26 protein-coding genes are annotated in these 24303 nt (G+C 66.7%); 16 read left to right on the top strand and 10 right to left on the bottom strand.

Annotation, left to right across the window (positions count from 1 at the left end):
* Positions 1-20 precede the first annotated feature (20 nt).
* The 3 genes from ACQY76_RS14465 to ACQY76_RS14455 all read left to right on the top strand — a co-directional run bounded on the left by ACQY76_RS14465 (position 21) and on the right by ACQY76_RS14455 (position 3515).
* Positions 21-1232: a CoA transferase gene (locus tag ACQY76_RS14465; protein WP_428029436.1), complete on the top strand. Its 1212-nt coding sequence runs from the start codon at positions 21-23 to the stop codon at positions 1230-1232.
* A complete protein-coding gene (locus tag ACQY76_RS14460; protein WP_428029435.1) occupies positions 1232-2401 on the top strand; it encodes a CaiB/BaiF CoA transferase family protein in 1170 nt (389 codons plus the stop codon). Before ACQY76_RS14465 ends, ACQY76_RS14460 begins: the two co-directional genes overlap by 1 nt.
* Positions 2402-2480: 79 nt before the next feature.
* Entirely contained in the window at positions 2481-3515 is a 1035-nt protein-coding gene (locus tag ACQY76_RS14455) for an extracellular solute-binding protein (protein WP_428029434.1), read from the top strand.
* 220 nt (positions 3516-3735) lie between these two features.
* Here ACQY76_RS14455 and ACQY76_RS14450 read toward each other — a convergent pair whose 3' ends face one another.
* The 6 genes from ACQY76_RS14450 to ACQY76_RS14425 are packed head-to-tail and all read right to left on the bottom strand — an operon-like array spanning position 3736 to position 9242.
* Entirely contained in the window at positions 3736-4248 is a 513-nt protein-coding gene (locus ACQY76_RS14450) for a MaoC family dehydratase (RefSeq protein WP_428029433.1), read from the bottom strand.
* A gap of 27 nt (positions 4249-4275) precedes the next feature.
* The gene (locus ACQY76_RS14445) at positions 4276-5427 is read right to left on the bottom strand and encodes a CaiB/BaiF CoA transferase family protein (RefSeq protein ID WP_428029432.1); all 1152 of its coding nucleotides are present in this window, start codon (positions 5425-5427) and stop codon (positions 4276-4278) included.
* 17 nt (positions 5428-5444) lie between these two features.
* On the bottom strand, positions 5445-6269 hold the full coding sequence (locus tag ACQY76_RS14440; RefSeq protein WP_428029431.1) for an ABC transporter permease: 825 nt from the start codon (positions 6267-6269) through the stop codon (positions 5445-5447).
* Positions 6266-7114: an ABC transporter permease gene (locus tag ACQY76_RS14435; RefSeq protein ID WP_428029430.1), complete on the bottom strand. Its 849-nt coding sequence runs from the start codon at positions 7112-7114 to the stop codon at positions 6266-6268. Before ACQY76_RS14435 ends, ACQY76_RS14440 begins: the two co-directional genes overlap by 4 nt.
* Positions 7115-7117: 3 nt before the next feature.
* Positions 7118-8170 carry an ABC transporter ATP-binding protein gene (locus ACQY76_RS14430; RefSeq protein ID WP_428029429.1) on the bottom strand — a complete coding sequence of 351 codons (1053 nt, stop codon included), beginning with the start codon at positions 8168-8170 and terminating at the stop codon, positions 7118-7120.
* A gap of 31 nt (positions 8171-8201) precedes the next feature.
* Positions 8202-9242, bottom strand: coding sequence for an ABC transporter substrate-binding protein (locus ACQY76_RS14425; protein WP_428029428.1), 1041 nt, complete (start codon positions 9240-9242; stop codon positions 8202-8204).
* A 463-nt stretch (positions 9243-9705) separates the two neighbouring features.
* Between ACQY76_RS14425 and ACQY76_RS14420 the strand changes: the two genes are divergently transcribed.
* Positions 9706-10524: a GntR family transcriptional regulator gene (locus ACQY76_RS14420; RefSeq protein ID WP_428029427.1), complete on the top strand. Its 819-nt coding sequence runs from the start codon at positions 9706-9708 to the stop codon at positions 10522-10524.
* A gap of 13 nt (positions 10525-10537) precedes the next feature.
* Here the strand turns inward: ACQY76_RS14420 and ACQY76_RS14415 are convergent, their stop codons facing one another.
* Both ACQY76_RS14415 and ACQY76_RS14410 read right to left on the bottom strand, forming a co-directional pair.
* Positions 10538-11596, bottom strand: a complete 1059-nt coding sequence (locus ACQY76_RS14415) for an aminopeptidase (protein WP_428029426.1) — start codon at positions 11594-11596, stop codon at positions 10538-10540.
* A 195-nt stretch (positions 11597-11791) separates the two neighbouring features.
* Positions 11792-12979 (bottom strand): MFS transporter, encoded by a 1188-nt coding sequence (locus ACQY76_RS14410; RefSeq protein ID WP_428029425.1) that lies wholly within the window; start codon positions 12977-12979, stop codon positions 11792-11794.
* 192 nt (positions 12980-13171) lie between these two features.
* Here ACQY76_RS14410 and ACQY76_RS14405 point away from each other — a divergent pair, with 192 nt between their 5' ends.
* The gene (locus ACQY76_RS14405) at positions 13172-13963 is read left to right on the top strand and encodes an enoyl-CoA hydratase/isomerase family protein (protein ID WP_428029424.1); all 792 of its coding nucleotides are present in this window, start codon (positions 13172-13174) and stop codon (positions 13961-13963) included.
* 35 nt (positions 13964-13998) lie between these two features.
* Here the strand turns inward: ACQY76_RS14405 and ACQY76_RS14400 are convergent, their stop codons facing one another.
* Positions 13999-14790: an enoyl-CoA hydratase/isomerase family protein gene (locus tag ACQY76_RS14400; RefSeq protein WP_428029423.1), complete on the bottom strand. Its 792-nt coding sequence runs from the start codon at positions 14788-14790 to the stop codon at positions 13999-14001.
* Positions 14791-15267: 477 nt separating this feature from the next.
* Between ACQY76_RS14400 and ACQY76_RS14395 the strand changes: the two genes are divergently transcribed.
* The 6 genes from ACQY76_RS14395 (at position 15268) to ACQY76_RS14370 (ending at position 17721) form a co-directional block, all read left to right on the top strand.
* On the top strand, positions 15268-15597 hold the full coding sequence (locus ACQY76_RS14395; RefSeq protein ID WP_428029422.1) for a hypothetical protein: 330 nt from the start codon (positions 15268-15270) through the stop codon (positions 15595-15597).
* A gap of 9 nt (positions 15598-15606) precedes the next feature.
* Entirely contained in the window at positions 15607-16062 is a 456-nt protein-coding gene (locus tag ACQY76_RS14390; protein ID WP_428029421.1) for a hypothetical protein, read from the top strand.
* A 131-nt stretch (positions 16063-16193) separates the two neighbouring features.
* Complete coding sequence (locus ACQY76_RS14385; RefSeq protein ID WP_428029420.1) at positions 16194-16442, top strand: hypothetical protein; 249 nt, start codon at positions 16194-16196, stop codon at positions 16440-16442.
* 266 nt (positions 16443-16708) lie between these two features.
* Positions 16709-16834 (top strand): hypothetical protein, encoded by a 126-nt coding sequence (locus tag ACQY76_RS14380; RefSeq protein ID WP_428029419.1) that lies wholly within the window; start codon positions 16709-16711, stop codon positions 16832-16834.
* A 210-nt stretch (positions 16835-17044) separates the two neighbouring features.
* Complete coding sequence (locus tag ACQY76_RS14375; RefSeq protein WP_428029418.1) at positions 17045-17338, top strand: YciI family protein; 294 nt, start codon at positions 17045-17047, stop codon at positions 17336-17338.
* 119 nt (positions 17339-17457) lie between these two features.
* Complete coding sequence (locus ACQY76_RS14370; RefSeq protein WP_428029417.1) at positions 17458-17721, top strand: hypothetical protein; 264 nt, start codon at positions 17458-17460, stop codon at positions 17719-17721.
* A 25-nt stretch (positions 17722-17746) separates the two neighbouring features.
* On the opposite strand, the gene ACQY76_RS14365 is transcribed toward ACQY76_RS14370, so the two are convergent.
* Positions 17747-18343, bottom strand: a complete 597-nt coding sequence (locus ACQY76_RS14365) for a GntR family transcriptional regulator (RefSeq protein WP_428033017.1) — start codon at positions 18341-18343, stop codon at positions 17747-17749.
* Positions 18344-19006: 663 nt separating this feature from the next.
* On the opposite strand from ACQY76_RS14365, the gene ACQY76_RS14360 reads away from it, so the two are divergent.
* The 5 genes from ACQY76_RS14360 to ACQY76_RS14340 all read left to right on the top strand — a co-directional run bounded on the left by ACQY76_RS14360 (position 19007) and on the right by ACQY76_RS14340 (position 24247).
* Positions 19007-20065 (top strand): ABC transporter substrate-binding protein, encoded by a 1059-nt coding sequence (locus ACQY76_RS14360; RefSeq protein ID WP_428029416.1) that lies wholly within the window; start codon positions 19007-19009, stop codon positions 20063-20065.
* 89 nt (positions 20066-20154) lie between these two features.
* The gene (locus ACQY76_RS14355; protein ID WP_428029415.1) at positions 20155-21063 is read left to right on the top strand and encodes an ABC transporter permease; all 909 of its coding nucleotides are present in this window, start codon (positions 20155-20157) and stop codon (positions 21061-21063) included.
* A complete protein-coding gene (locus ACQY76_RS14350; RefSeq protein ID WP_428029414.1) occupies positions 21060-21848 on the top strand; it encodes an ABC transporter ATP-binding protein in 789 nt (262 codons plus the stop codon). Before ACQY76_RS14355 ends, ACQY76_RS14350 begins: the two co-directional genes overlap by 4 nt.
* A 6-nt stretch (positions 21849-21854) precedes the next feature.
* Positions 21855-22718 (top strand): carbon-nitrogen hydrolase family protein, encoded by an 864-nt coding sequence (locus ACQY76_RS14345; protein ID WP_428029413.1) that lies wholly within the window; start codon positions 21855-21857, stop codon positions 22716-22718.
* Entirely contained in the window at positions 22706-24247 is a 1542-nt protein-coding gene (locus tag ACQY76_RS14340; protein ID WP_428029412.1) for an amidohydrolase family protein, read from the top strand. Before ACQY76_RS14345 ends, ACQY76_RS14340 begins: the two co-directional genes overlap by 13 nt.
* The last annotated feature ends 56 nt before the right edge of the window (positions 24248-24303 follow it).

Below are 24303 nucleotides of genomic sequence, written 5' to 3'. Positions count from 1 at the left end.
GGCAAACGTTCGAGACTGATATGAATCGTTTCACACACCCACCTTTCCAAGGCCCGCTGGCCGGCCTCACCGTGCTCGAACTGGGCTCCGACATCTCGGTCGCCTTCGGCGCGCGGGTTCTCGCCGATCTCGGCGCCGAGGTGGTGAAAGTCGAGCCGCCGGAGGGCGACCCGCTGCGCCGCGAGGCGCCGCTGACACCAGGCGGGGACAGCGCGCTCTTCGCCTATCTCAACCGTGGCAAGACGCTGGTGAGCCTGGACGGCGAAACGGCCGATGGCTGGCGGACGCTGGGCGAGCTCGCCGGCCGGTCCGACCTCGTCCTCGCGACCGACCTTGCGATGCGCGGTGCGGCACCCGATTGGCCGCAGCGCCCCGCCACCCTCATTGTCTCGCCGCAGGGCCAGTCGGGCCCCACGACCGGGCGGCCCTCCTCCCCCTTCATCCAGCAGCATGCCAGCGGCTTCGCCTTTCACCAGGCCAGCCCGGTGACCGATCCGGAATCGACGCCGCCCGTCGGCTGCGCGGATTGGGAGGGCGACATGGCCGGCGGGCTGGTCGTCGCCATTGCCGCGCTGTGGGCGGTGGAAGCGGCCAAGGGCGCCCGGCCCGGGCCGGTGGTCGATCTCTCGCATGAGGACCTGCTGGTCTACATGCTGGTGGAACCCTTCGCCGACTGGCAGGCAGGCACGGATGTGACCGACCGCCGGCGCGACCCGGCCAAGGGCCTCACCATCGCCGGCGGCTTGGTCTGGTATCTACCCTGCGCCGATGGCGCGGTGATGGTGTCGCCGCGCGAGGACCATCAATGGGCGCGCTGGTGCGAAGTGATGGGCCATCCCGGCTGGACGCGCGACGCCAGCCTGTGCGGCGACCGTGTGGTGCGCACCAACAATGCCGCACGGCTGCAGGAGCTGATGGCGCGCTGGTCGACCACGCAGCGCACCCATGATGTCGTCGAGGCCGCCAAGCAGGCGCGGGTGGCCTGCTTCCCGGTCAGCACCCCGCGCGATCTCATCGAAAACGCCCAGTTGCGGGCACGCGGGTTCTTCGACGATGTCCGCTTCGCCGACGGCACAATGCTGCCCATGCCCGCGCTTCCCTTCCGCTTCATCAACCAGGGCGGCGAGGAAATGGGGCGCGGCGGCGAGACGGCGGCGCCGGGAAGGGCCGGCGACGGCGATTTCGCCCCACCCCAAGCGTCCACCAAGCGCAGCGCCGTAGGAGGCATGTGATGAACCCGCTCGCACTCGAAGGCATCCGCGTCATCGATTTCAGCTGGGTGATGGCCGGCCCGATGACCACCAAGATGCTCGGCGCCATGGGTGCCGAAATCATCAAGATCGAGTCCTCCACGCGCCCGGAATTCTCCGTCCGCGACGGTATGTTTTCGGTGATCAACAACAACAAGCGGAGCGCCACGCTCAACATCACCACGCCCGAGGGGCAGGAGCTGATCCGCGACCTCGTGCGCTCCAGCCATGTGGTGGTCGAGAACTTCTCCTCGCGCGTGCTCAGTAAATACGGCCTGTCCTACGACACGCTGCGCGAGATCAAGCCGGACATCATCTTCGTGTCCGCCTCCGGCATGGGGCGGACCGGGCCGGAGAAGGACCTCCTGGCCTATGGCTCGCTGCTGCAGGGCTATAGCGGCCGCGTCGGCATGATCGGCGAACCCAATGCGGCGCTGGAGGCGATGGGCATCCTGCCGGCCTGGACCGACCCGATCACCGCGCTGTGGGAGACCACCGCCATCCTCGCCGCCATCCGCCATTGGCGCGAGAGCGGACAGGGCGCCTATGTCGACCTGTCCATGCTAGAGGCGACTGTCGCCCTGTTGCCGGAAGCGCTGCTGCACGCCGCGCTCGGCCGGGATGTGCCTGAGCGGCGCAGCATCACCGAGACGGGCGCGGCGCCCTCCGGCTGCTTCCGCTGCGCCGGCGACGACGCCTGGCTGGCGCTGTCGGTGCGCACGAACGAGGAATGGCGCGGCCTGTGCCGCGTGATGGCGGAGGCCGATCTCGACGGCCAGCCCTTCGCGTCCGGGGCCGCGACGCGCCTCGCCGCCAAGGAGGAGATAAACGCCCGCGTGGCCGCCTGGCTGCGCACGCGCGACTCGCACTCCAGCGAGGCGGCGCTGCAGGCCGAGGGCGTGCCGGCCTCCCGCTCGCGCCACATGGCGGAGATCGTCGCCGACCCGCACATGCGCGAGCGGGGCATGTTCGGCGAGATCGACGGCACGGTGCAGATGGCCACCCTGCCCTGGCTCACCGAGGAAGGCTGGCGCGGCGCTTTCGCGCCCACCCCGGCCATCGGGCAGGACAATGATTATGTGTTCGGCACGCTTCTCGGCCTTTCCGCCGAGGGCCGCGCCGCACTCGCCGAGGCCGGCACGATCCGCTGACGCGGCGGCCGGTAACGCTCCAACCAGAAAGATCCGCCTCAAGGCGGGCGTCATGGGCAATGGAAACAAGGAGGAAAAGATGCGTAGATTTGCTTGCTTGCTCTCTACCACGGCCGCGGCGGCTCTCGTCATTGGCATTGCCGGCCCCGCGGCGGCGAAGACCCAGCTCACGGTCTATTCGACACTGCAGAAGGAAGTGCTGACGCCCTACGAACAGGCGTTCGAGAAGGCACATCCCGATATCGATATCACCTGGGTGCGCGACGCCGGCGGCGTCATTCACGCCCGCCTGCTGGCCGAGCGGGCGAACCCGCGCGCCGACGTGCTGTTCGGCGTGCCGGTGACCAACATCGTGTCGCTGGCGCGCGACGGGCTCATCGAACCCTATGCGCCCAAGGACTACATGAACCTGCAGCCGATGTTCCGCGACAAGAACAACCCGCCGATGTGGACCGGGCTTGAGATGTACCTGAACATCGTCTGCTTCAACACGGTGGAAGCCGAGAAGCGCGGCATTCCCAAGCCCAAGACCTGGGCGGATCTGGCCGACCCGGTCTATAAGGGCCAGATCGCCATGCCGAACCCCACCATGAGCAATACCGGCTATGGCTATGTCCATAGCTGGATCCAGAAGATGGGCGACGAGAAGGCCTGGGCCTTCCTCGACAAGCTGCACCAGAACGTCTCCGTCTACACCAACTCCTCGTCAACCCCCTGCAAATACGCGGCGACGGGCGAGTATGTCATCGGGCTTTCCACCGACCTGACCGGCCCGTTCCTCAAGACCAAGGGCGCGCCGATCGACCTGCTGGTGCCGAGCGACGAGACTGCGTGGGATATCGAGTCGACCGCCATGGTGAAGGGCAGCCGCAACCCGGAAGCCGCCAAGGTGCTCATCGACTGGGGCGCGAGCCGCGAGGCGCACGAGCTGTTCAACAAATATTATGGCTCGGTGGGCATGGACGGCATCAATGGCGGCCCGCCGAACTCGATCCCGGACGGCGCCAAGAAAGCGCAGGACTACAGCGTGGAATGGTCGATCGACAACCGCACGCCCATCCTCACCGAATGGGCCAAGCGCTACGACTCGAAGTCCGAGCCGAAGTCGAACTGACCCGGCCCGATGCACTGCAGATGGCGTAACTCCAAAGGCCCCCGGCATGCCGGGGGCCTTTTCCATGTGGGCCTTTCCGCCAGGCGGGCTACTGAACCGGCGTCAGCTCTCTTCCTGAAACGCCGCGTCGCGCGTGCGCCGGAACACCGCAGAAACACCCGCACACGGGCTGGAGCAACTTGGCGGGCGCGGCCGAAGCGGCGTCCGCCTCGCCCTCCGCTCACGCCGTGGCGGCGGCGTCCAGCGTGGGCTTGGGCAGCTTGGGCTGGTAGCCGCGACGGTAGAGCATGATGGTGCGCCGGAAGGTGATGATCACCTTGCCGTCCTGATTGAAGCCGGTGGTGGACACTTTCACGATGCCGACGCTTTCGCGCGACTTCGACAGGCGCTTTTCCAGCACCTCCGACTGGGAATAGATCGTGTCGCCCTCGAATACCGGGTTCGGCAGGCGGATCTCGTCCCAGCCGAGATTGCCGAACACGTTCTGCGAGAGGTCGGAGACACTCTGCCCCATCACCGTGGCGAGGGTCAGCACCGAATTGACCAGCGGCTTGCCGAATTCGGTCTGCGCCGCATAGTGATGGTCGAAATGCACCGGCGACGGCGCGCCCATCAACAGGGTGAACCATGAATTGTCGGCGGAAAGCAGCGTCCGCCCGATCTGGTGCGGGTAGACGTCGCCGACCTCGAAATCCTCATAGAAGCGTCCCTGCCAGCCGATTTTCTCTGCCATTCTGGCCTCCTTGTTGGTGAATCTGCGTCACGCGGGTCGAACGGGCGCGAACTCCGCGCGGATGCGCGCGCTGTCGGCACCAAGCGCCGGCACCTTGCTGCCCGAGGCGACAGTTCGGCCGGCCGGGCGGGGCATCTCGACCCTCTCGCCGCCCGGCATTTCGACGCCGATGCGGCGCAGCGCCGGGTGGACCGAGAGATCCTGCAGCGTCGACACGCGCGCCCAGGCGATCTGCCCCGTCTCCAGCCGCTCGATCATCTCCGCGCAGCCATGAGGCGTGAACACCGCATGGACGGCGGCGTCCAGCGCATCGCGGTTCTGCACCCGCGCCCAGTTGTCGATGAAGCGCGGGTCCTTCGCGAGGTCGGGAAGGTGCAGCACATGGGTGCAGAAGCGCACCCATTCGGCGGTCGACTGGATCGACACCACGATGTCGCCATCGGCGCAGTGATAGGGCCGGTAGGGATAGACGGAAGCGTGCGAGAGCCCGTAGCGGGCCGTCTCGACGCCGAGATAGTCGTAATGCAGCAGCGGCAGCGACATCCATTCCGCCATGGCGTCGAACATCGCGACCTCGATGGCCTGCCCGCGCCCGGTGCGCTCGCGCTCGAACAGCGCCTCCAGCACCGCGCAATAGGCGTTGGTGCCGGTGCCGATATCGGCGATGGAGATGCCGACCTTGGAAGGGACGTCGGGCGTCCCGGTCACCGCGCAGACGCCGCTTTCCGACTGCACGAGCATGTCGTAGGCGCGCTTGGCGGCATAGGGCGTGCCGCGCCCATACCCCATGATGTCGACGACGATCAGCCGGGGAAACGCCGCCAGCAACGGCGCCGCGCCGAGGCCGAGCCGATCGCTGGCGCCGGGCGCGAGGTTCTGGACGAAGACGTCGGCCTTTGCCAGCATGGCCCTGGCGAGAGCGAGATCGTCGGCCTCCTTCAGATTGAGGACGACGCTCTCCTTGCCGCGGTTAAGCCAGCCGAAGGCGGCCGATGTGCTGCCCAGCGCCGTATCGTAGTCGCGCGCCCGGTCGCCCTCGCGGGCCTCGATCTTGATGACGCGCGCGCCGGCATCCGCGAGCCGCAGCGTACAGAGCGGGCCGGCCACCGCCTGGTCGATGGACACCACCAGAATGCCGGCGAGCGGACCGGAGCAGGCGGAAGCGGCAGCGTGCGGCATGGCGGAAGGCTCCATTGTCATTTCTGCTGCCCCGCGACCTTGTCGAGGCCGACGAGCCGGTCGAGGAGGAAGACGAGGACAAAGGCGATGTAGATCGTGCCGGCGGAGACCGCGGCGATCATCGGATCGACCGAGTACTGCACGTAGTTGAATACCTTCACCGGGATGGGCGATTGCGCGATCACGGTGTTGAAGATGCTCACCTCGACGTCGATCCAGCTCATGATCAGGCCGAACAGGCAGCCGGCGATGATGCCCGGCTTGATCAGCGGCAGCGTCACGAAGAAGAAGGTGGCGAGGCCGGAGGCGCCGAGATCCTGCGCCGCCTCCTCCAGCGACGTGTCGAAACCCTCCAGCGAGGCGAGCGTCGTGCGCACGATGTACGGCAGGATGATCACGACATGGCCGGCCAGCATCGCCTCGAAGCTGCGCGCGAAGCCGAGCGCGTCGGAAATCTGCAGCACCCCCACCCCGATGATGATGGCCGGCAGAATAAGCGGCGACAGGAACAGGTTGCCGAGCGTCCGCGCGCCGGGCAGGCGGCCGCGCTTGAGCACCAGAGCCGCCGGCACGCCCAGCAGAAAGCCGAGCAGCGTCGAGCCGAAGGCCAGGCGCGCGCTCAGCAGGATCGCGTCGACATAGGACGGATCGGCGAGGAAGCGCTGATACCAGCGCAGCGTGAAGCCGACCGGCGGGAAGGACAGATATTCGGTGGTGGTGAAGGAAATCGCGATCACTACCGCGAGCGGCAGGACCAGATAGGCCAGCACCGCCCAGGCGATCACCGAGATCAACAAGGGCCCGGCCGCGTCGCGGGCACGGGTCAGCCGGCGGCGGTTCATGACGGCGCCCTCCGTCCCGGCCGACGCTCCAGCAGCAGCGTGTAGGCGACGATGAGGGCGAAGCTGGTGACCAGCAGCACGACGGCGATGGCGCTGCCCAGGAACGGGTTGAACACCAGCATGAACTGGTCGTAGATCAGCATGGACGACACCACCGAGCGCCCGCCGCTCATGATGCGCGGCGTCACATAGCTCGAAATGCTCAGCGTGAAGACGATGAGCGTGCCGGCGACGATGCCGGGCGCGCTGAGCGGCAGCGTCACCCTCAGAAAGGTGCTGAATGCCGTGGCGCCGAGATCGCGCGAGGCTTCTCGCAGCGAGCCGTTCATGTTCTGCAGCACGCTGGCGATGGCCAGCACCATGAAGGGCAGCATGACGTAGATCATGCCGACGATGATCGCGACCTCGGTCGACAGGAGCCGCAGCGGCCGGTCGACGACGCCCAGCAGCACCAGCGTCTCGTTCACCAGCCCCTCGCGCCCGAGAAGCACGATCCAGCCGAAGGACCGCACGATGTTGGAGGTGAACAGCGGCATGAGGATGAGAATGAAGCAGAGCCGGCGCACCGCCCGGCGGCGCTCGATCAGGCTCATGTAATAGGCGAGCGGGTAGCCCAAAATGAGCGTGGCAACGCAGGTCACCAGCGCGATCCATAGCGTGTAGCCGAGCACCCGCCAATAATACGCCTCGCCGAGCACGGTGACGTAGTTCGCCAGCGTCAGTTCGCCCGCCGGGTTCGAGAAACTGTCGACCACCACCATGCCGAGCGGCGTGACGAAGAAGACGATCAGGTAGATGAGAGGGATGCCGAGCAGGATCGCCGCCCAGAAGCGGTTGATGTGCATGGCTCAGCCCGCCAGCACGCGGGCGGCATCGCGCGCCCAGCTGATGCGGACCGGCGCTCCGGTGGGCAAGGCCCCGTCCGCGCCCGACCCGGCCTGCTGGATGACGATGGACTGGCCGCTCGCAAGATTCACATAGAGCCGAGTGGCGTTGCCGATGAACACCCGGTCGGTCAGCGTGCCGGATAGCGTGACCCCGCCCTCCGGCGCGGGGCCGAGGCGGATTTCCTCCGGGCGGATGAGCAAGGTGGGGGCGCCGCCGCCGGCCGGGGCGCGATAGGGCAGAGCCTCCGCCTCGCCGGCGATGCGCAACGCGCCGTCAGTGGCGACGTCCAGCGGCAGGAGGTTCGCCTCGCCGATGAAGTCCGCGACATAGCGGTTCTGCGGCCGGGCGTAGATGTCCTCGCCGGTGCCGATCTGCGCGATGTCGCCATCCTGCATGACGACGATGCGGTCGGCCATGACGAGGGCCTCCTCCTGGTCATGGGTCACGAACAGGAAGGTGATGCCGAGCTTCTGGTGCAGGTGCTTCAGTTCCATCTGCATGCGCTTGCGCAGCTTGAGGTCGAGCGCGCCGAGCGGCTCGTCGAGCAGCAGCACCTTGGGCTTGTTGGCGATGGCGCGGGCGAGCGCCACGCGCTGCTGCTGGCCGCCGGAAAGCTGGGCTGGCAGGCGGTCGGCATAGCCGGCCATGCCCACGGTCTCCAGCGCCGGATCGACGATGGCGGCGATGCCGGCCTTGTCCACGCCGTTGCGGCGCGGGCCGAAGGCGACGTTCTCGCGCACGGTGAGATGGGGAAACAGCGCGTAGTTCTGGAACACCATGTTGACCGGCCGCCGGTTCGGCGGCTCGCCGACCAGCGAACGGCCGCCGATCGAGATGTCGCCGCCGTCGATGTCGACGAAGCCGGCAATGGCGCGCAACAAGGTGGTTTTGCCGCAGCCGGAGGGGCCGAGGAGAGCGACGAACTCGCCCTCCTCGATAGCAAGCGACACGCCCTTCAGCACCTGCAGCGACCCGTAGGATTTCGTCACGCGGTCAATGGTGATCAGCGGCATCGGGTGGCCTCCGCCTGGAAAACGCGCACGCTCAGCGCCGGCCGAGGACGTCGCGGTTCCAGGCATCCAGGATTTGCTGGCGATGCGCGTTGATCGCGTTGGCGTCGGAGAAGCGCAGATCCTTGATGGAGCCGTCGGGCCCCCAGGGAAGCCGGGCCTTGGCCTTCTCGCTCAGCGCAAGGTTCTTTACCGACGGGCCGTAGAAATAGTTCTCCACGAAACAGGTCTGGGCGTCGGCCGTCAGCGCGTGGTTGATGAAGGCATAGGCCGCCTCGGACGGCTTGATGAGGTGAAGCCGCGTGCCGGAGGCAAGGCCCCCTTCCTTGGGAATGACGAATCCCACCTTGAACGGGTTGGCATCGGCCAGCGACCAGACGGCGCCGCTGTCGAGCACGCCGATGATGGCCTCCTTGCGGGAGAGGATGTTGCTGGCATTGCCGCCCGAGTCGTAATAGGCGGCGACTTCGAGCTCCTTCATCTTGTCGACGCCGGGCTTCAGATTATCGACCCCGCCGCCGAGCAGTTCCGCGACATAGACCAGCATGGGCGGGCCCGAGCCATCCGACATGGAAGGCCAGGTCGACTGGCCCTCATATTCTGGCTTCCAGAGGTCGAACCAGGATGTCGGCGTCTGCTTCACCTCATCCTCGTTGTAGACGATGCCGACCGAGTAGTAATAATCGTCCAGACCGGTGATCTTGCCGTCCTTGTCCTTGTGGATGGCCTCCGGGATGATGTTGGCAATATTGGGCACCTTTGCCGGATCGACGGCCGCGAACACGCCCTCCGTTTCCGCCGCCTGCGAGACCTCGCCGTCGAGCCAGATGACATCCAGCGACTGGTTGCCCTTCTGCTGCTTCAGCTTGGCGACGGTGACCGACGACACGCCCTGATCCACCGTGACCTTGATGCCGGTCTTCGCGGTGAAGGTGTCGATGACGCATTTCTGCAGTGTCTGGCCGTGCTTGCCGCCAAAGGCCGCAACCACCAGCGAATCCTGCGCCACGGCCGGCGCGATGGCGAGCGAAGCCACGAAGGTTCCGCCCAGGAGATAGGAAAGGCACCGGGACATGACGTTCCTCCTTTTGAATGATTGTTCTCGTTGGACCGGCATTCAAGCGGAACGCGCGGCCTATCGTCAAGACATGTGTCGACAGATTCGCAATTGCCCCGCTTCACAGCCCACGCGCCCGCCTGCTGGCAAAGGGCAAGGCCTGAGCCATAGTATCCCTTAAAAATTATCTTTATCAGTACGTTATGGATTATCCGACCGGCATTCTTGGGGCATTTCGGACAGATCTTCAACAGCGAGAAATCGCATCTGATGCCTGCGGCGCATCTGAGGTCGACACATTATGTCGACAAAATTAGCTCCGCGCCGGCTTTCACGCGGCGCGGCCGAGACGTCGCGGGATGTGTGGGCAAAGCCCGCGCGAGCGCGATCCTGTCGACAGGATCGGCCGCCCGCCTGTAGGCTCAGGCGGCACGTCCGGCCCGTGAGGCGGCCGGCACAGCGGCGGAAGGCGACCCATTCCTTGACGAAGACCACCTTCGAGCGCGCCGATTCCTGGATCGCCACGCCGCCATCCAGCCAGTCGGAATCGTTTCTCAGCGCCGTGATGGTCGTTCGCCGCATCGTCGCCGAACATCACGACCGGCCCTCCCTGGTCTCGCGGGTGGCCTGCGAGGTGGGGGCGGAGATCATCGAGAACATCCGCCACAGCGGCGAGGACCTCAGCTCGGTCGAGTTGGCCGAGCGCTACGAGACCAGCCGCACGCCGATCCGCGAGGCGCTGCTGCTGCTGGAAAAGGAGGGCCTGGTCCGCATTCCCCAGCGCCGGCGGCCGCATGTGGCGGTGCTCGATATCGCCGAGGTGCGGGAGATCTATCGGGTGCGCGCGGTGCTGTTCGGCGCGGTGGCCTCGGACGCGGCGACGCAGCGCACGCCCGAGGACCTCGCGGCGCTGCGCGACCTGCTGGGCCGCCTCAGCGCCGCCCATGACGCGCACGACCTCTCCGCCTATCTCTGGGCGAATGTCGAATTCTACAACCGGCTGACGGTCGCCGCGCACAACGCCACGGCCAAGCGCATCCTCGATTCCCTGCTGCTGCGCACGCTCCGCCTGCGCCGGCTGTCACTCTCGCAGCCGACGCGCCGGGAGAAGTCGATGGCCCACCATGTCCAGCTCATGACCGCCATTGAGGAGCAGGACGCGCCGCTCGCCGACGTCCTCATCCGCTCCAACCATCTGCATGCGCTGGCGGTGCTGGAGCAGATCTACGCCGAGGGCGGCATCCCCTCCCCGACGCGCTCGCGCCGCCGGCGGCGCCCCGCGGTTACCGCGGCGCCGTAGCGGGTGACGGGGCTCAGCCCTCGCCCTCGATCGGCACGAGGAAGCGGCCGTCCTCGATCCGCTTGACGCCGTCGACATAGAGCGTGGGCTCCAGGATGACGCCGTCCATGTGGATCTTGGACATGATCGAGCCGCCGACATCGACATTGGTGCCGAGGCCGAAATGCATCGTGCCCATGATGTTCTTGTCCTCGCGCTGGATACCGCGAATGACCGCCTTGGCATTGACGCCTACCGAGGCCTCGGCCGGGCACATATAGGCATTGTCGTCGCCATAGGTGGCGAGGAAGTCGCGCAGGATTCGGGCATCGGCGCCGCCGTCAATGCTCACCACCCGCCCGTTCTCCACCGTCAGCTCAATAGGCGAGCCGAGCCTGCCGAGATGGTGCATGGTGAGATCGATCACCAGCTTGCCATTGGCAGTGCCCTCGATGGGCGCGACGTTGAACTCGCCGGTGGGGTAGAGATAGTAGTAGAGCTTGCCGGCCGGACGGTTCTCGTCCTTCTGGAAGTTGATGATCTTGTACGGATCGAAGCTCTCACCCGGCAGCGGCGGGATCCAGATCATGTTGTCGACGCTGTAGGTGAAATCCGTGCCGTGGCGCGAGGTCACGCGGCAGGTCTTGGCCTCGGTGCCGAACACGTTCTTGCCGACATAGTGCTTGCGCACGGCAATCTGCTTCATGTCATCGGCGATGGCGCCGGACTGCAGCCACTCAAGCCGCATGCCGCCATCGAGGCAGATCGAGGGGATGCCGGCTTCCATGGAACGCAGGCTGGCGGCGCAGTGCAGCATGCCGGTGGACGAGCACAGGATGTTCACGTCCGACTTCATCATCGCCTCGCATACGGCGGCCGGCGGGTCGTAGTAATCGGCGGGGCGGCGGCTGAACAGGCAGAGCGTCGCATCCGCCTCGATGTCCGCCAGGACGGTCATGATCGCCTGCCACACGCGGGGGTCATGCTCGGTGTCCGACAGCACGAGGACGCGCTGGCCCTTGGTGATGTTGCGCACCAGCGGGCGGCGCAGATGTTCCAGCGTGCCTGTGATCAGGCCACTCACTCCCGACATTTCTCTCTCCCCATCGCCAAGCATCGCGCTTCGGCTTGATTGTCAATAGTGTCGACATTTTTGACTTTCGGGTCAAGAGGGTGCACTTCCTCCACCGTGCCGCGACGTGCCTTTATGCGCTCTTCATAAGGGAATACGCAGCGACGAGAGCCGGCTGGCAGCCCCTTCAGCGGCGAGCACGTCACTAAATGTCGACTATTCTGCCGCGTGAGCCGGCATCAGGCAAAGCGCGGCGCCGCCAAGGGCGAACACGCCCAGCACCAGAAAGGCGACGGGGAAGCCGGCCAGCGCCGCGAGTCCCCCGAACAGAGGCGGGCCGAGCACAATGCCGAGATAGGAGAACAGCAGCGCGCCGCTCGCCGCGAAGCCGGCCTGCGCGGCCGGCACCGACTGCATGAGGCTGGCGAGGAACACCCCGTTCCAGCCGCTCGTCGTGCCGCCCAGCAGGAACGCCACCAGCGCGATGGTCCAGTCCGGCGTCGCCGGTGTGAGCGCCCAGGCCATGACGCAGGCCATCGCCATGCCGAGCCCGATGGCGCCGAGAGTGCCGCGCAGCCGCCCGATCCGGTCGGCGATGAAGCCCCAGGCGATGCGCCCGCCTACCGCCGCCGCCTGGCTGATGCCGAGCATCATGCCGGCCGTGACGAGGTCGCGACCGAGTTCGCGCATCACGAACACCACCAGCAGCGAGCTGACGACAAGTTGCAGGGCGCCATAGATCATCGACGCGAACGACATGGCCAGCAGCGCGCGGTGGCCCAGCATCAGCCGCAGCGGCGCAAGGAAACCGGCGCGCGCCACCGGGCGCGGCTCGCGCTTTTCGTGCCGCACGATGCCGAGCAGGCTCCCGGCCAGCAACCCCGTCAGCGTCGCCGTGCCGCCGACGATGAAGAGGGCGGTTTCGAGATCGGTTCGCACCACCAGCGCCGGCACGACCAGCCCCGCCAGCATGCCGCCTAGCGGAACCGCCGTCTGCCGCACGGAAAGGAACAGCGCCAGATTGGCGATCGGCTCGCCATTGGCAATCGCCTGCTGGCCGGCGGGGGTGAGCGGGCCGTAGCACAGGCCCATCAGCGCCGTCGCAAGCACGACGAAGGCGAGCGAGCCGAGCCCAAACAGCGCCAGCGCGCAGCCGCCGGCGACGATGCAGGCGAAGCTCAGCCGCAGCGGGCCGACGCGCGGAATGACCGACGCGGTGGCGAGCGTGCCGATGGCGACGAAGACGTAGCTGGCCGCCGCATAGACCCCGGCCATCTCGGCGGGAAGGCCGTAGGCCGACGTCACCTGCTCGGCCACCACGGGCGGGGTGAGCACCATCATCGACATCAGGGTCTGCGGGTACATGGTGGCGAACAGCAACGCCATCGGGCCGTGACGGGACATGGGCCTTCCGCAGAACCGAACGGCGTGGAAGGGGCCCGCGCCGGGATAGCCGGCAGGCCGAAGCGACGACCCTACCGGCATCTTCATTTATCGTTTTCCACCTAACGCATGCTCCCCAAGTCGTGTCAACGTGGTAGTAGCTGACACTCGGCCTACCATTTTCGTATAACGTTTACCGAACGGGAGACCTGCGTGCCGGCTGCCTATGAGACCTTGCTGGTTGAATCCTTCGCGCACGTCCAGCTCGTGACGCTGAACCGTCCCGCCACGGGCAACGCCATCAATCTCGCCATGGTGGAGGAGCTGAATCACTGGCTGTGGGAACTCTATGTCGATGCCAGCCCCATCCGCTGCATCGTGCTCACCGGCGCGGGCGACCGCATCTTCTGCGGCGGCGGCGACATGAAGGAGCGCCAGCACATGGACCCGCCCGCCATCCGCCGGCAGCGGGCGCTGATGGAACGGCTGATCCGCCAGATCGCCGACTGCCCGGTGCCAATCCTCGCGGCAGTGAACGGTGCGGCGGTCGGGGCCGGCTGCGAAATCGTCGCCGCTGTCGACTTCGCCTATGCGAGCGAGGCCGCCCGGTTCTCGCTGCCCGAGGTTCGGCGCGGCATCTCGCCCGGCGCCGGCGCGACGCAGACGATCCCGCGCGCCTGCGGCCTTCGCCGCGCCAAGGAGATCATCCTGACGGGAGACATGTTCTCGGCGGCGGAGGCGTTCCAGTGGGGGCTCGTCAACAAGGTGGTGCCGGCGGCCACGCTGCTGGAGGAAACCATGACGGTGGCGCGCACCATCGCCGGCAACGCGCCCCTCGCCGTGCGCCAGGCGAAGAAGGCGCTCGATGTCGCCCTCGATGCCGATTTCGGCACCGGCTTCCGCTTCGAGCTGGAAGCGCACGCGCCCACGGCGCGCTCACTTGACCGGCAGGAGGCCCTCGCCGCCTTCGCGGAGAAACGCGAGCCCGTGTTCCGGGGCGAATGAGGCGCGCGCTGTACCCCGCCCCCTCGCCCTGCGGCTCAGTGGTTGAAGGATGGCCTGCGGCGTTCGAGGAAGGCCGAGATGGCCTCCTTGTAGTCCGGCCCGTCGACCAGGCGCGACGCGCTGACCTCGTGCGCCGCATCCCGCCCCTTCTGCCAGCCGATCTCGTCGATGAGGTTGGCGCTTTCCTTGATGGCACGCACGGCGGCCGAGCTTTTGGCGGCGATCATCGCGGCGAGTTCCAGAGCCTTGGGCAGGACCTCGTCTTCCGGCAGCACATGGTTGAGGAAGCCGACCTGGCGCAGTTCCGCCGCGCCGATGCGGCGCCCGGTGAGGATCATCTCGCGGATGAAGCTCACCGGCAGGTTGAGCCGGTTGAAATAGGAACCCGCCCCGCCGGTGAGGCTGCGGTCGACCTCCGGCATGGAGAAGAAGGCCGTGTCCGCCGCGACGATGATGTCGCAGAAGCTGGCGAACACCATGCCTCCGCCAATGGCGGGCTTGGTGACGGCGGCGATGGTGGGGCAGGAGAGCCGATAGAAACGATCGGTGACGCCTTCGACATAGTCGTGGCGCGCCCGCCGCGTTTCGGAGGTGAAGGAAAGGAACTCCTTCAGGTCGCCGCCGCCGATCCACGCCCGCGCCTCGGGCTTGCAGGCCAGCACGACGACACGGATCGCCGGCGTCGCCTCGATATGGTCGATGACCTTGCCCAGGCTCTCATAGAGCTCGCGCGACAGCGCATTGACCGGGGGGCGATCGATGGTGAGGACGGCGACGCCGTCCTTCGTCACCAGATGAAAGAACTCAAAGGCCGGCGCGTCGGACATGAAAGGCTGTTCCTCGCTTCAAACAGTGCGGCCCTTGGACACCCCTGCGGCACAGATCCTGTCCGCGGCAAGGAGAGCGAGCCCGCCTCTGAACAGCGTTTTACCACGCGGAAAAGACTTTGGTAAACGTTTCATTTTTCTATGTCTGGTCCCGCCTATCCCGTTGCCCTGGGCTTTTAAAAGTCGGTATTACGATTTTCCGCTACCCGACAGCTCACCGCCTCGGGTGGATAGCGATCTGCCTGCGCCCGTGCCGACGCCCTAAAGCCCGCTATGGCCGCGCCGGCCTCGCGCCCCGTGGGGGAAGCCGGGATAGGCGCCGACGCCCGGCAGGCGCGACCGCCCCACCTTGGGATAATCCGCCCGATTTACCGCCGCTTTTACCCGCGAAACACTAGCCTGCCCGAGTCAGATGAGTACAAATGGCTTTTCTTTCGCTGCGTCATGCGCGCGGCCTAGGGAACTCGGGGGATTGGAATGAGAATCAAGGCAATCGGCCTGCTGGCGGCATGCCTGTTGATGCCGGCCATGCTGGTCGCGCAGACCGGCACCGGCGAGGCGCGCAACAACGCCGCCCGGGGGGCCGCCGCGGCAGGTATCGTGGGATTGGCGGTCGGCGCCATCATCGCGGACAGCATCAATCGCGACAAGAGGGTGTACGGCCCGCCGCCGCCGGTGGTCTATGCGCCTCCGCCGCCCTTCTCCCCCGCCCCGAGCGTGCTCTGCTACCCGGACCAGCGTGCCTGCTACTATGACGGACGCGCGTACAGCGCGGACTGGACGTGGCGCGTGTTCGGCTCAAACTGAGATAGCATCATGAAAATGGATTGCATCCGCACGACCGCTGCCGGGCTCGCCGTTACGCTGGCACTGTGCTCGCCGCTCGTGGCCCAGACCGCGACCGAGACCGATAATGACCGGCTCGATAATGCCTGGTCCGATATCATCGAGGGCGAAGGCCAGCTCCTCTCCCCCACTCAATATGCCGCGCTCAACAACCTCGCCTTCCAGGCAGCGGCGGCGCGGGTGTGCGACGGGGAAAAGCTGGATTCCGAAGCGTTCGGAAAGGCCGTGGCCGATATCCTCGTGGATACGGAAACCGAGCTCACCGACAACGAGCACATGCAGCGCAATGCAGCGGTGCTGATTTCGTTCGGCACCCGCTATGGCCTGTTCGTCGCCGAAGCCAATGGCGACAATGAAAAGGATTTCTGTGCCGTCGCCACCAAGCTCAAGGCCGAGCCCGGCAAGGTGCCGCTCTTCCTGAAGTGACGCCGCGATGCGGCCGGGCGCTCCATGAGGCTGCCCGGCCGTGCCGTTTCCTTGATCGCCACAAGGCGACGCGATTGTTCTTGCTTTGTTCAATGGTTTGACGCCAGAATCCCGCAACCCGGGAGTCGGCCATGACCAAGAAGACCTTTTATGTCGTCCAGCCCTTCGTGGCGGGCAAGCGCGGCGCGATAAGGGCCGGCCTTCCCATGGAAGTGCGCAATGCGGCCGACGCCGCGCGCATTGCCGAGCGCATGAGCCTGGTGAAACTCGGGGCCATAGCTTTCTCGACCGATGTCGAGCCCGAAAGCGGCGACGCCGACCCACCGGTGCTCATCGCCTCCTTCGGCCAGGTGCCGGACGGGGTGCTGGAACCGGCTTAAGTCGCGTCGAACGGCTCGGCGGCCCGCCCGGGCATGGGCGGGCACTACCGAGAAGGGCAGATGCCCGCGACCTGCCCTTAGCCATGCCCACCCGCCGGCACATGCCGCCTCGGGGACGCCGGTCACATTGATACCGCAATGGGGCGCTACAAACCCCGTCGTCGCTCTTGCGGCCAGCCCCGTCCCAACGGATGCCGGGCTCTTTCTCATACATCGACGCACGCGCGTCCGCCGCCGACCACAGGTCGATGCGGCCAAGAGGAAATATGCGTAGTTACAAGCCTAACGAGACCACCCACCCCATCATCCGCTCCAGCCCCGACTGGAAGCCTGAACCCTGCGGCCTCACCCGCGAGCAGATCCGGGCCATCATCATCGAACAGATCGGCTGACCGGTCGGGGGCATGGATGCCCCCGATTCTTTTTACTATCAGTCGAGCCTGCGCCGCGCAGGGCTCATGCCGCGCCGACGGAATTCCGGCGCCGCCATTGGCCGCCGAGCAGGATCGGCCCCGCTCCGATAGCATCGCCCCCTCCGCCATTTGGATTTGCGGAGGCGATGGATTATCGCTAGCGCCCCTTCGCTGACAGGCTGCTTCACCATGCAATTCGTGCTCACCGCCCACGACCGCGCCGACGCCCTCGCCCTGCGCCTCGACACCCGGCCCGCACATCTCGATTATCTCCGTTCCATCGCCGGCAGCCTGGTCTTCGCCGGCCCCATGCTGGACGACGAGGGCAAGCCGTGCGGGTCCGTCATGGTCTATGAAGCGCCGGACCGCGCGGCGGCCGAGGCGCTGGTGGCGCAGGACCCGTACAGCAAGGCGGGGCTGTTCGAGAAAGCTGAGCTGAAGGGCTACCGGGTGGTCGTCAGGGACGGCGTTGTGGGGGCGTGAGGCGGCGCCCGCGAACGGGCGACGAGGCCGGCATGCGTCATTGAGCGGCTAGGATGGGGGCGGCGCGGCCTCTATAGATCGCGCACCACCTTCCCTAACGGCCCCTTGCAGGACCCTTGATGATCGACCTGTTCAGCCTGATCTCCGGTTTCGCCATTCTCTGCGTTTCCGCTCTCATTGCCTTCTCGGTGCGCAAGCTGCTGCCGGCCGCCGCCATCATCGGCGCCATCGTGATCCTGGCAGCCGTCGCCGCGGTCAATTTCGGACTGTTCGAGGGCCTGGCCCCGCTGCTCGTCATCTATGTCAATGGTGGGCTGATGGGCGGGCTGGGCGGCTTTCTCTATGCCCAGAAGCTCGCCCAGGGCCGCGACGGCGACAGCTGACGCGCCCTTGCCGGGCGCCCGCCCGCTAGGCGCCGGCAAGCATCGCCATCACGCCGCGCCCGGTATGCATCACATGGGCGGCCAGCCGTCGCCCGGCGCTTTCGCCGTCGCGAGCCTCGAGCGCCGCGAGGATATCGCGGTGTTCCTCGATCGATTCGGCCCAGCGGGCATGCGCGCCCAGTGCGAAATAACGGGCGCGCTCGGCCCGGGCGAAGAGCCAGCGATGCATTTCGACCAGCGTCGCGTTGTGGGCGCCGGCGAGGATGGCGCTGTGAATGGCCTGGTTGACCGCAAAATAGGCGGCGAGGTCGCCGTCGCGGTAGTGCTGCTCCATCGTCTCCTGCAGGTTCCGCAGGCTGGCGAGTTCGGCCACGCTCAGCCGCTGGGCCGCGTATTCGGCGGCGATCCGCTCGACATTGCTCAGTGCCTCGAACAGTTCGGTGATGTGCGTGGCGTCGAAGGGCGTGATGCGGGCGCTGCGGTTGGGCCGCAATTCCACCAGCCCCTGCGCGGCCAGCATCTTCACGGCCTCGCGCAAGGGCGTGCGGGAAATGCCCAGTCTTTCGCAAAGATCGGCCTCGACGAGCGACGCGCCCGGCGGCAGCGCGCCGCTGACGATCATGTCGCGCAGCCGGCGGGCGGCGTGCTCGTGCAGCACCGTGCGCTGCAGCCTGCCGGCGCCAGGGCCCTCGGCCGGGCGCAGCTTGCGCGGGCGGCCACGCTTGCGCGCTATGTCCACAATGTCCGTCACGTGCCGATCCTAGCATGGCCCCGCACCGGGGTAAGGCGGTGAACAGCTACAATTATAATCAAATTGCGCTCGTCCAATAGGCACTTGGAGTAAATTGTATTCAGCATACAAAAAATGATTGCACCCAAATGCGCAGCGACGTTTACTGCCCGCAAGCACAGGCTCGGCGCCGTTTCACACGCAGCGGCGTCGGGCCATACGCCAAAATCCCCCCCGGACGCGGGGTCGCATGATCGGTAGGCGCAAACGCGAATAAGCGAGTCTGTTCGGCTCATTTCGTGTTCAGAAGTTCGGATATCCTGACGCTTATTTGCGCTTTTTTGCCGATATCAGTCGAGTATAGTGCGGGTGTTTTCGCCGCACCTATGGTGTAGCGCAGGGCGAAAATGCTCTTACGGGTTGGCGTGCCCATCATCGTGATCCTGTCTGAGGATCCCGCTGCGCGGTATGCTGCCGTTCTGGCGTGATCTACAGTTCGACAACGAGCGGGCTGTCAGGCGGGGTCATATCGGTTCTCAAGATCCGGAGGGGATCATGTGTGATCGTGACGGCACTTTCTTTCGCAACTTTTCGCGCCGCAACTTCCTGAAGACGTCTGTGGCGGGCGCTGCGGCAACCATCGCCTTGCCGGCTTCGCTGGCCAGCCTGTTGGCGCCAAACGCCGCCCGCGCGGCGGGCACCACCATCAAGGCCACGCACGGCTCCGGCTTCTGCAACATGGGCATCTTCCTCGCCAAGGAGCGGGAACTGACCAAGGCAGACGGCGTCGAACTCGAATTCGTCATCACGCCGTCCAACACCGAAATCACCACCATGTTCGGCGCGGGCCTCGTCGACATGTCGATGATTCCCTACTCGAACTTCATGACGCTGTATGACGCCGGCGCGCCGGTGAAGATCGTTGCCGGTGGCGGCGTCGAAGGCTGCATCATCGTCGCCAAGGAGGGCATCACCTCCGCTGCCGACCTCAAGGGCAAGACCTTCGGCACCTTCCAGGCCGACACGCTGGAAGTGCTGCCCTATGATTACCTGAAGAAGGCGGGGCTTTCCTTCAACGATGTCCAGATCAAGTATCTCGACACCTCGCCCGAACTTGCCCAGGCCTTCCTGGCCGGCGCCCTCGACGCCATCTGCCATATCGAACCCTACGCGTCCCAGTGCGTCATGGGCCGCAAGGGCGCGACGGTGCTGTCCAACGGCACCGACGTCTACGGCAAGGGCTATTCGGACTGCGTGCTCGCCGTGCGCACCCCGCTGCTGGAAAGCAACCCCGAGGCGGTGAAGGCCGTGATCAAGGCGCTGTTCGTCGCCCAGTCGCAGGCCGAGACCAACAAGGAAGCCGCCCTGAAGGACACGGTCGGCAAATACTACAAGACCAGCATGGAAGCGGCGAAGGATGCTTCCAGCAAGCAGCCCATCGTCGTCGACCAGCGCAACCAGACGCAGTTCATCATCGACCGCGGCCAGTCGATGATGGAACTCGGCTATGTCAAGAAGCAGCCCGACCAGGGGGCCTTCGACTGGAGCCTGATGGAAACGGTGATCGCCGCCAACAAGCCGCTCTATGACAGCCTCAAGCTGAAGTCGGCCTGATCCGTCGAACCGGCCCGGCCGGCCTTCACGCCGGCCGGGCCTTTGGAAATCGACGACTTTCCTGCCCGACCTGACCTCGGAAGGATGCCATGACGATGAGCGCAGATGCCGGACATACCGGTCTCGGCGGCACCGATCCCGTGCGGCCCGCCGCCCCGCTGCTGTCCCCCGCACTCCGCCGGCGCCTCGCCGCCATCGGCTGGGGGCTTCTGTCGGTGGGCCTGTTCGCGGGCGTGTGGGAAGCGCTGTGGTTCTTCGGCGCGCTGAACCCGCTGCTGCTGCCGCCCCCGCACATGTTCCTCTCCGACATTCCCGGCACGCTGCAATATTTCGATCGCTCGAACCGCGTCGGCTCGGTGGCCACCGGGGGCGGTGTCGGTGCGCTGCTGACGGTGATGGGCTGGACGCTGATGCGGGTGGTGGTCGGGCTTTCGCTCGGCTTCACCTGCGGCGTCGCGGTGGGCGCGACCATCCATTACGTGAAGATCCTGCGCAACCTGCTGCTGCCGACCATCCTGCTGCTGGCGCCGATCTCGCCGGTGGCATGGCTGCCGGTCGCCATCTTCGTGTTCGGCATCGGCGACGTGCCGGCGATCTTCCTCGTCTTCATCACCGTGTTCTTCGCCATCGTGCTGTCCACCGGGGCGCAGATCGAGAGCGTGCCGAAGAACTATATTCACGTCGCCCGCATCATGGGGGCCAGCCAGCGGCAGACCTTCTGGAAGGTTATCCTGCCTTCCATCCTGCCCGGCCTGTTCATGACGCTGCGGCTGAACCTGTTCGCGGCCTGGATGGTGGTGCTGATCGCCGAGACGGTCGGCGTCGGCACCGGTCTCGGGCAGATCACCTCCATGGCCCGCTCCACCTTCAACGCCAAGCTCGTCTTCTTCACCATGGCGATCATCGGCCTGCTCGGCTTCCTGTCGGATTTCACGCTCCGTCAGGTCCAGCGAAAGATGCTCTGGTGGATCGCCCCGAACCAGGGAGCCGCACGATGAGCCGCCCCGCCGTTTCCATCCAGTCGGTTTCCAAACGCTGGACGCCGGAGGGCCGCGCCCCGGTGCAGGCGCTGGACAACCTCACCTTCGATGTCGAGCCGGGCGAGTTCATCGTGCTGCTCGGTCCGTCCGGCTGCGGCAAGTCCACGCTGCTCTACATGATCGCCGGGCTGGAGGACGTCTCCGGCGGCACCATCGCCTGCGACGGCGAGCCCGTCAGCGAGCCTTCCGCCGAGCGCGGGCTGATCTTCCAGGAGGCCTCGCTCTTCCCCTGGCTGACCATTGCCGACAATGTCGCCTTCGGCCTCGCCGTGCAGCATGTGCAGCCGGTGAAGCGCCGCGAAATCGCGCTGGAAACGCTGCGGCGCGTCGGTCTCGGCGACATGCTGGACAAGAAGCCGGACGAGCTTTCCGGCGGCATGCGCCAGCGCGCCGCCTGCGCCCGGGCGCTCGCCATGCGCCCCAAGGTGCTGATGATGGACGAGCCCTTCGCGGCGCTCGACGTGCAGACCCGCGCGCGCATGCAGGACTTCCTGCTGCAGATCTGGCGCGACAGCGGCGCCTCGATCCTGCTCGTCACCCACTCCATCGACGAGGCGATCTCGCTGGCCGACCGGGTGGTGGTGTTCACCTCGCGGCCCGGCAAGGTGAAGACCATCGTTCCCATCGACCTGCCGCGCCCGCGCGAATCGCGCGATCCCCGCTACCACGCTTATCGCGACATGTTCACCGAGCTGTTGGCCGACGAGGTCGACCGCGCTTTCGCCGAACAGGAAGCGGTGTAGCGCGTCATGGCTGCCGTGTTCCTCGCCGCCGCCCTGCCGATTGGCCCGGCCGGCCGCGATCCCGCGCTGCTCTGGCAAGAGGCGGAGGCCGGCATTCGGGCGGCGGCGAGCGCCGGCGCGGAGCTGGTCGTGCTGCCGGAACTGTTCGCCGTTCCCTATGTGGCCGGCGAGGATCCCGCGGATTGGGGCCAGCTCGCCGAAGCTATCGACGGGCCGACCGCCTCCCGCATGCGGGACGTGGCCATGCAGTGCGGCATAGCGGTGCTGTTCGGCATGGCGCTGCGGGGCGAAGTCGGGCTGCCCTTCAATGCCGCCCTGCTCGCCCGGCCGGACGGGCGCATCGAGCCGCTGGCGCATAAGATCCATTTGCCGCCCGGCGAGCCTGGCGCGCGCTTCGGCGAGACCGATCATTTCGCCGCCGGCGCGCCCGAGATCGACGCCGTCGCGATTGGTCCGCTGCGCGTCGCCGCTCTCATCTGCTACGACCGCCGCTTTCCCGAATGCTGGCGTGCGGCGGCGGCAGCCGGTGCCGATCTGGTCGCGGTACTGGTCGGCGGACCGGCACCAGGCGATCCGGACGGGCTGTACGCCGCCGAATTGCAGGCGAGCGCCCGCGCCAATGCCGTCTATGCGGTGGCGGCCGCTCGCTACGGCACGGAAACCGTCACTGGCGGGCCGGTGCGCCATGACGGCGAGACGCTGGCCTTCGGCCCGGACGGCGCCCTTCTCGCCCGCGCAACGCCCGGCGAGCGCCGGCCCCTGCTCATCTCCATCGATCCCGCACGCCTCGCCGGCGCGCGGACGACAAATGCCACGGCAGCGCGCCTGCGCCTGCCAAATAAGCCTGAGGTAGCATCATGTCTGAATTGATCGTGCAGGCCCGCTGGGTCGTCACCGGCATCCGGGACCGCTTCACCCCCGAGGTGATCGACGAGGGGGCGGTGCTGTCGCGCGACGGCGTGATCGTCGCCACCGGCGCGCTGGAGGAGATGCAGAAGCTCGCGCCCACCGCCGAAACCCGCAAATATCCCGACCACGCCATGCTGCCGGGCTTCGTCAACAGCCACCATCATGTCGGGATGACGCCGCTCCAGCTTGGCTCGCCGGACTACGCGCTCGAACTGTGGTTCGCCGGACGCCTGCCGGCGCGGCGGCTCGATCTCACGCTCGACACGCTCTATTCGGCCTTCGAGATGATCGCCTCCGGCGTCACCACCGTGCAGCACATCCATGGCTGGATGCCCGGCGGCTATGATGCCGTGCATGGTGCCGCCAGCAAGGTGCTGGGCGCCTATCGCACGCTCGGCATGCGCGCCTCCTATTGCTACGCGGTGCGCGAGCAGAACCGGCTGGTCTATGAGGCCGACGAGGCGTTCTGTGCCCGGCTGCCCAGCGATCTCGGCGAGACGCTGGCGGCGCATCTGAAGGCGCAGGCCATGCCCTTCGACGACTTCCTCACCCTGTTCGACCAGCTCACGGCCGAGAATGCCGGCCACGACCTCACCCGCATCCAGCTCGCCCCGGCGAACCTGCACTGGTGCACGGATGAGGGCCTGCAGGCGCTCGACGCCAAGTCCAAGGCGGCCGGCGTGCCGATGCACATGCATCTGCTGGAGACCATCTACCAGAAGGAATATGCCCGCCGCCGCACTGGCAAGACGGCGCTGCGCCATCTGTATGATCTCGGCGTGCTCGGCCCGCACATGACGCTCGGCCATGGCGTGTGGCTGAACGGGGAAGACATCGACATCGTCGCCGATACCGGCACCTGCATCTGCCACAACTGCTCGTCCAATTTCCGCCTGCGCTCCGGCCTCGCCCCGCTCAATCGCTGGGAGGCCAAGGGCATCAATGTCGGCATGGGCCTCGACGAGGCCGGCATCAATGACGACCGCGACATGCTCTCCGAGCTGCGCCTCGCTTTGCGCGTCCACCGCGAGCCGGGCATGGACGAGGCGGACGTGCCGACCTGCCCGCAGGTGGTGAAGATGGCGACCGAGGCCGGCGCCATGACCACGGCCTTCGGCGCCACCATCGGCCGGCTCGACGCGGGCCGCTTCTTCGACGCCTCGCTGATCAACTGGACCAAGGCGACCTACCCCTACCAGGACCCCGACATCCCGATGCTCGACGCGCTGGTGCAGCGCGCCAAGACCGGGGCGGTCGACGCGGTGTTCGTCAATGGCGACCTGGTCTATGAGGACGGCCGCTTCACCAGGGTCGACCGCGAGGCGGTGCTGGCGGAAATTGCCGACACGCTCGGCAAGCCGCGCAGCGCAGAAGAGGTCGCCCGTCGCGAACTCGGCCTCGCCGTGTTCCCGCATGTGAAGAAGTTCTATGAGGGCTACCTGCCCGAGACCGAGCCGACCCCGTTCTACGCCAACTCCGCACGGGTCTGAGGGGGCGCCGAGCCGGGCGTCGGAGCCGCAACGCTCCGCCGCCCCGTTCCGTCCGC

Origin of the sequence: Ancylobacter sp., assembly GCF_965279025.1 — a bacterium.
In the GTDB taxonomy this organism is placed as follows: Bacteria; Pseudomonadota; Alphaproteobacteria; order Rhizobiales; family Xanthobacteraceae; genus Ancylobacter.
This window is presented reverse-complemented; position numbering and strand designations above follow the sequence as displayed.